The organism is Oscillibacter sp. (assembly GCF_032018205.1).
GTDB lineage: Bacteria > Bacillota > Clostridia > Oscillospirales > Oscillospiraceae > Oscillibacter.
This window is the reverse complement of record NZ_DALZOY010000023.1, coordinates 1-6,240: the sequence shown is the minus strand read 5'-3', so window position 1 is coordinate 6,240 and position 6,240 is coordinate 1. Positions and strand designations below refer to the sequence as shown.

Annotated in this window: 5 protein-coding genes; 1 reads left to right on the top strand and 4 read right to left on the bottom strand. The window is 53.9% G+C overall.

Translation table 11 applies throughout. The features are described 5' to 3' along the window. Positions 1-46: 46 nt before the first annotated feature. From RTU96_RS13745 to RTU96_RS13735, 3 genes are all read right to left on the bottom strand, one after another. Positions 47-601: an NAD(P)H-dependent oxidoreductase gene (locus tag RTU96_RS13745; protein ID WP_312637216.1), complete on the bottom strand. Its 555-nt coding sequence runs from the start codon at positions 599-601 to the stop codon at positions 47-49. Positions 602-802: 201 nt separating this feature from the next. Beyond that, positions 803-1,963, bottom strand: coding sequence for a cobalamin-independent methionine synthase II family protein (locus RTU96_RS13740; protein ID WP_312637214.1), 1,161 nt, complete (start codon positions 1,961-1,963; stop codon positions 803-805). Positions 1,964-2,057: 94 nt separating this feature from the next. Then, positions 2,058-2,984 (bottom strand): LysR family transcriptional regulator, encoded by a 927-nt coding sequence (locus RTU96_RS13735; RefSeq protein ID WP_312637243.1) that lies wholly within the window; start codon positions 2,982-2,984, stop codon positions 2,058-2,060. Positions 2,985-3,514: 530 nt separating this feature from the next. Here RTU96_RS13735 and RTU96_RS13730 point away from each other — a divergent pair. Beyond that, positions 3,515-4,798 carry an O-acetylhomoserine aminocarboxypropyltransferase/cysteine synthase family protein gene (locus tag RTU96_RS13730; RefSeq protein ID WP_312637213.1) on the top strand — a complete coding sequence of 428 codons (1,284 nt, stop codon included), beginning with the start codon at positions 3,515-3,517 and terminating at the stop codon, positions 4,796-4,798. Positions 4,799-4,900: 102 nt separating this feature from the next. Here the strand turns inward: RTU96_RS13730 and RTU96_RS13725 are convergent, their stop codons facing one another. Next, positions 4,901-5,635 carry an MgtC/SapB family protein gene (locus RTU96_RS13725; RefSeq protein ID WP_312637211.1) on the bottom strand — a complete coding sequence of 245 codons (735 nt, stop codon included), beginning with the start codon at positions 5,633-5,635 and terminating at the stop codon, positions 4,901-4,903. Positions 5,636-6,240: the final 605 nt, after the last annotated feature.

Genomic DNA, 6,240 nt, shown 5'->3' with positions numbered 1-6,240 from the left:
GGCACGTTTTTTAAGCTTCATGGGATTCCGCAGCGCGGGCATGTTGTCAATCCGCCATCTTGTGGAAGAACACCATATATTCGTCCACAATCTTCTGGAAAAACTCCACCGTGCGCTCCACGATGTTTCCCTGTTCGTCCAAAAGGCCCGGAACGCTGCCAATATAAGCCTCCGGCTGCTGCAAAACGGGAACGTCCAGACACACCAGCGTCTGGCGCAGGTGATGGTTGGCCCCAAAGCCGCCCACAGGCCCCACAGAGCTGCTGACCACCAGGCCGGGCTTCTTTGGCCATACACTCTCGCCATAGGGGCGGGAGCCAACGTCCAGCGCGTTTTTCATCGCCGCGGGCATGGAGCGATTGTATTCCGGCGTGAAAAAGAAAACGCCGTCCACTGTTTTCACCGTTTCTCTGAATGCGGTCCATTCCGCGGGGACCTTTCCCGCCGCATCCAAATCCTCATTGTAAAGCGGCAGATTGCCGATTTCAATAAACACCGCTTCAAAGCCCTCCGGCAGCAAAGCGGCAAACTGCTTGGCAATCTTCTTGTTGTAGGAATCGGCCCGCAGGCTTCCGACGATAAACCCGATCTTTCTTGCCATGTTGTGTTCCTCCTTTATCAGATAAGCAGTCCTGTATTTTCAGCATTGCATACCATGATTATACAAAACCATTGCAGACAATGCAATAGGGCGGCAAGCGCCGATACCGTCTGCATAGCAGATAATATCAGCGCTTGCTTTCAGAATATTCCGGAATGGAAAAAGAGAGGTGCTGTAATCGCGGGGCAGTTTAAGAAATTCTTACTCGCCCCAATAGCTTTGCGCCAGCCGCTGGCCCTGATCGATTTTGGCCCACTGCTCGGCCTCGCTCAGCTCGTTTCCGCCGTCGCAGGAGGCAAAACCGCACTGATGGGAGAGGTACAGCCGTTCCTTGGGAATCATGGACGACGCCTCGTCCAGCAAACGGAGGACGCGGGCCTCATCGTCAAGCTGATTGTTTTTGCTGGAGAGCAGGCCCAGAACAATTTCCGTGTCGGGCCGGTCCTTAAATGCCGCCAGTGCTTCCAGAGAGCCTGCGCGGTCGTCGTCCCACTCCAAAAAGAACCGGTCGTACCGCTGCTGGCCCAAAAAAAGCTTTGCAATGGCGCTGTATGTGCCGCCGCCCATGTTCCGGGAGGCATAGTTGCCCCGGCAGTTGTGGGTCCAGACCGTCAGACCCAGAGAATGGGCATAGTCGATGATCTGGTTGTTGATATTTACAAAGTCCTCGGCAAGACCCAGCACTTCCGGGGAATTGGTGCCGCCGGTGAAGGGGGAATTGTCGTTGTCGGCGGCAAACAGCTCCCACAGGCAGTCGTCAAACTGAATGATTTTCCCGCCCGCAGCGGCGTATTCGGCTAGAAATTCCTTGTAGGCCTGAATCACGCCCTGCTTTAACGCCTCGTTGTCAGCATAGACCTGACCGGGGCCTGCCAGCTTGTCAAAAATGGCAAGCTCGGTATAGGCGTGGGCCGCCGCCCAGACGCACTGCTTCAGCGCCGCGCCCTCCGGCGCCACAGCCGCCAGTTGCTTGTAAATCTCAATAAAGTGGTGGTTCTTCCCGGACAGAGGGCCGGTGATGGCGATGCCGATGTCCCGGCGTGTCTCGTAGTGTCCGTGCTCGTCCTTGTCCCGGAAAAAATAGCCGTGGTCAGCAAACCGGCGCTCCGCGCCACCAAGACCCCAGATGAAGTCCAGATGCCACATGGATTTGGAATACTCGCCGTCCGTCAGCACCGTCAGCCCGTGCTCGGCCTGTTTGGTTACAACGGCCTTTGTGGCCTCGGCTTCCGCCTGCTGATAGCCGGGAAAGTCATCATAAAAGGGATACCGGATATCCTCCCGGTCTTCAATTTGACGCTTATAGGCCAGCAGCGCCTCGGGACGAAGCAGGCTGCCCACCGTCTGAAATCTATTGCTCATGGATGTTCCTCCTACGTGTTTGATGGGTATATCATAGCACGGCGGCAAATCCATAGGGTAACACTGATATCCTATTCCCATCCATAGTTTAAAACTATATCACTTCGCCGGGAACCCCGTAATGCCGGATGGCCTTGTCCAGTTCCTCCAGATACAGCTCCGCCTGCGCGGTGAGCCGGATGGAGCGGTGAGAAATCCAGCCCACCTCGATGGAGTCCTCCACCTGCAAAGGAATCGCGGCAATATTGTCGCCGTTAAGGTCGGCGCTGATGATGCCGGAGGAAATCGTATACCCGTCCAGCCCGATCATCAGGTTGAACATGGTGGCACGGTCCGTCACCTTGATGCTTTTTTTGTGAAACTCGGTGCTGAGAATCTCCTCCGAAAAATAGAAGGAGTTATACTCTCCCTGCTCGTAGGTCAGGCAAGGGTAGCCCTCCAAATCCTTCAGGGTGACATACTCCCGCTTTGCAAGGGGGCTGGCGCTGCCGGTAAAAATATGGGGCTTGGCGGTGAACAGGGAGTGGAAGGTCAAATCGCTCTCCCGCAGAAGCTTTTCAATCACCTTGCGGTTAAAGGGATTCAGATAGAGAATGCCGATTTCGCTGCGCAGGGTTCTGACGGACTCCACAATGTCGTGGGTCTGGGTTTCCCGCATGGTCAGCTCGTATTCGTCGGCATTGGTCTTGCGGACCATGCTGACAAAGGCATTCACTGCAAAGGCATAGTGCTGGGAGGAAACGCTGAACACCCGGCGGGGCGGCTTCTTGCTGAGATACCGCCGCTCCAGAAAATCCGTCTGCTCGATCACCTGTCGGGCATAGCCCAGAAATTCCACGCCGTCCTGCGTCAAGGCCATGCCTTTGGAGGTCCGGGTGAACAGCTCCACGCCGGTTTCGTTTTCCAGTTCCTTGATGGAGCTGGACAGGCTGGGCTGAGACAAAAAAAGGTTGTCCGCCGCCTTGCTGATGGAGCCGCAATTCACCGTTTCAATAAAATATTTTAGCTGCTGTAAGGTCATGGCCCGCTCGCCTCCTTGCTCCATATAAACCCGCAGGAATTGTTTTGCTGTCTTTTGCCCCACGTCCGCCTTTTCTTGCTGGAAATTTTCGGCAAAGGCCCTCGGCATTTCACCTGAAAAGAAGCCGCGTCAACCGAATTTTGGCCGCATTTACATAGGGTGGCCCCATTATAGGCAGTGAATCCATGGAAGTCAAGGTTAAGCTCGGCGGATATTTTATTTTAAAAATCTATTGACAAATCAAAATCAGGGCGATACAATACCCACTATACCAATCAAACATGTAGGTAATTTAAACTGAGAGGGGTGAGGGATATGACAACGCTGTTTGAAAAACTGCTGCGGGGCAATTTCCGCTGTGGGCGAATGCTGTACTCCCGGACAAGTGATATGGCCGGGCGCGTCGGCATGTCCTGTTCGCGCCCCTGGTGACAAAGCCGCACCACACAGGCCATACCTCTTATCCGGGAGCTGAATGACAGCCCCGGCTTTTTTATTTTAATTTTTATAGAATTGAAAGAGGTATTGACATGAGTAACTATAAATTTGAGACCTTGCAGCTTCACGTTGGTCAGGAGCAAGCCGATCCCACCACCGACTCCCGGGCCGTACCCATTTACCAGACCACCAGCTACGTATTCCACAACTCTGCCCACGCCGCCGCCCGGTTTGGTCTGGCAGACCCCGGCAACATCTATGGGCGGCTGACCAACTCCACGCAGGACGTGCTGGAAAAGCGCATCGCGGCGCTGGAGGGCGGCGTGGCAGCCCTTGCCACCGCGTCCGGTGCAGCGGCCATCACCTACACCATTCAGGCGCTGGCGCAGGCGGGGGACCACATCGTCTCTCAAAAGACCATCTACGGCGGCAGCTACAATCTTTTGGCCCATACGCTGCCCCAGTTCGGCGTAACCACCACCTTTGTGGACGCGCACAATCTGACCGAGCTGGAAGCCGCCATCCAGGACAATACCAAGGCCGTCTTTGTGGAGACGCTGGGCAATCCCAATTCCGACATTCCCGACATCGGCGCGATTGCGGAGATTGCCCACAAGCACGGCCTGCCTCTGGTGATTGACAACACCTTTGGCACGCCCTATCTTATCCGCCCCATTGAGTATGGCGCAGATATCGTGGTTCACTCCGCCACCAAGTTTATCGGCGGCCACGGCACCACGCTGGGCGGTATTATTGTGGACTCCGGCAAGTTTGACTGGAAGGCCGCCGGGAAGTTCGCCCCCATCGCCGACGCAAACCCCAGCTATCACGGAGTGAGCTTTGTGGACGCGGCTGGCCCCGCCGCTTTTGTCACCTATGTGCGGGCCATTCTCCTGCGGGACACCGGCGCCGCCATCTCTCCCTTCAACGCGTTTTTGCTGCTTCAGGGCGTTGAAACCCTCTCTCTGCGTCTGGACCGACATGCGGAAAACACGAAGAAAGTGGTGGAATTTTTGGCGAACCACCCGCAGGTGGAGCGCGTGAACCACCCCTCTCTGCCTGACCACCCGGACCATACGCTGTATGAGAAGTATTTCCCCAATGGCGGCGCGTCCATCTTTACCTTCGAGCTTCGGGGCGGGCAGGAGGAAGCCCACACCTTCATTGACCATCTGGAAATTTTCTCTCTGCTTGCCAACGTGGCGGATGTGAAATCTCTGGTCATTCACCCCGCCACCACCACCCATTCCCAGCTCTCCGCCGAGGAGCTTGCGGATCAGGGCATTAAGCCCAACACCATCCGCCTGTCCATCGGCACGGAGCACATTGACGATATCCTTGCCGATCTGCAAAACGGCTTTGCTGCGGTGAAATAACGGCTGCGGAAAAAACGCCGACCCATGTGAATATATAAAAATGGCCTTTTGCCTGAAACGGTTTTTTGAACCGAATAAGGCAAAAGGCCATTTTATTTTCAATTACGCGTCCTCGACAAACAAAATCCCCTCTGTGGACCGCAGGGCACACAAAAGTGCATTCCGGTCCGAATCCAGCCCGGTGCGCTGCACGTCGATGATTGCGCTGTTAATCGAGTCGTTGTTTCCACCCACAAATTCCAAATGTGCCATATGCCATTTGTTTTTTCGCACCTCGGCAAGAATTGTGGAGAACGGCGTTCTAGAAGCATACTCGATATAAAACCGCATCACCGTGGAGTCCTTCAGATACTTTTCATCCAGCCGGTTCAAAATCACAATTACGGAAAACAGAAATATGCACATAATGACCGCCGCTTCATAATATCCGCTTCCAACGGCAAGCCCCATGCAGGCGGAGGCCCACAGGCCCGCCGCAGTGGTCAGTCCCTTGACATACTGCCCCCGCTGATGCCCGGTAATCACGATGGTCCCCGCGCCAAGAAAGCCGATGCCGCTGATGACCTGCGCGCCAAGCCGTGCGGGGTCGGAGCTTCCGCTGGAGAAGAGGGCGAGATATTGGCTCAGCAGCATGACAGACGAAGCGCCGATGCACACCACGATATGTGTGCGCAGTCCGGCAGCATGGCGTTTTTTTCCCCGCTCATACCCGATGACCGCACCGCAGATTGTCGCCAGCAAAAATCGAAAGAAGATTGATGCAATCGTCACTTCTCTCAAGGGATTCAACAGGTCCAGCAACTTCATCAACTCCCCGATCAAACCATTTCGTGGCATTTTTCGCCCGCAGCGTCTTTCCGGAAAAGGTGCTTTCCGCTGCCCGTCCGCCTGAAAGCAATCTCAAAAATCGGAGATGCAGTTCCGCGTGTGGACGCCGCCATAGTATATGCTTTGTTTTATGATACCCGTGCGCACTCGTCAAATTAAAGCCGGTCAAAGTCCTCCCAACCAATCGCTTCCATCGCTCTGCATCCGTTGTTTTCGGACTTTATTAGCCGCTGCGTTCAATTATAGCGGAACAAACGACAATGTTCAGCAAAATATCATCCCATTTTCGCGGAGCGAAGAACTTCAGAATATTCAAAGACAGGCGAAGGAAATGTACATCTCATACGGGTCGCCAAGTGTAAATAGAACTTGCACCCAATAAAGTGGGAGAGACGGCGCCTGAAGACTCCGAAAAATAAGCAAGTCCACAGAAAAACATCTGTGGACTTGCTTATTGCTTTATTGTCAAATTTAATTCTCATATTGCCTTAATGCTGAAAAAATGTCACAGTTTATTTGAAACCATGACGGCTATTTTAGACAAAAATCTATTACTTTTATTATATACCCCTTGTATTTGCTTGTCAATCAAACACCATTTTTTTATAGGAAAG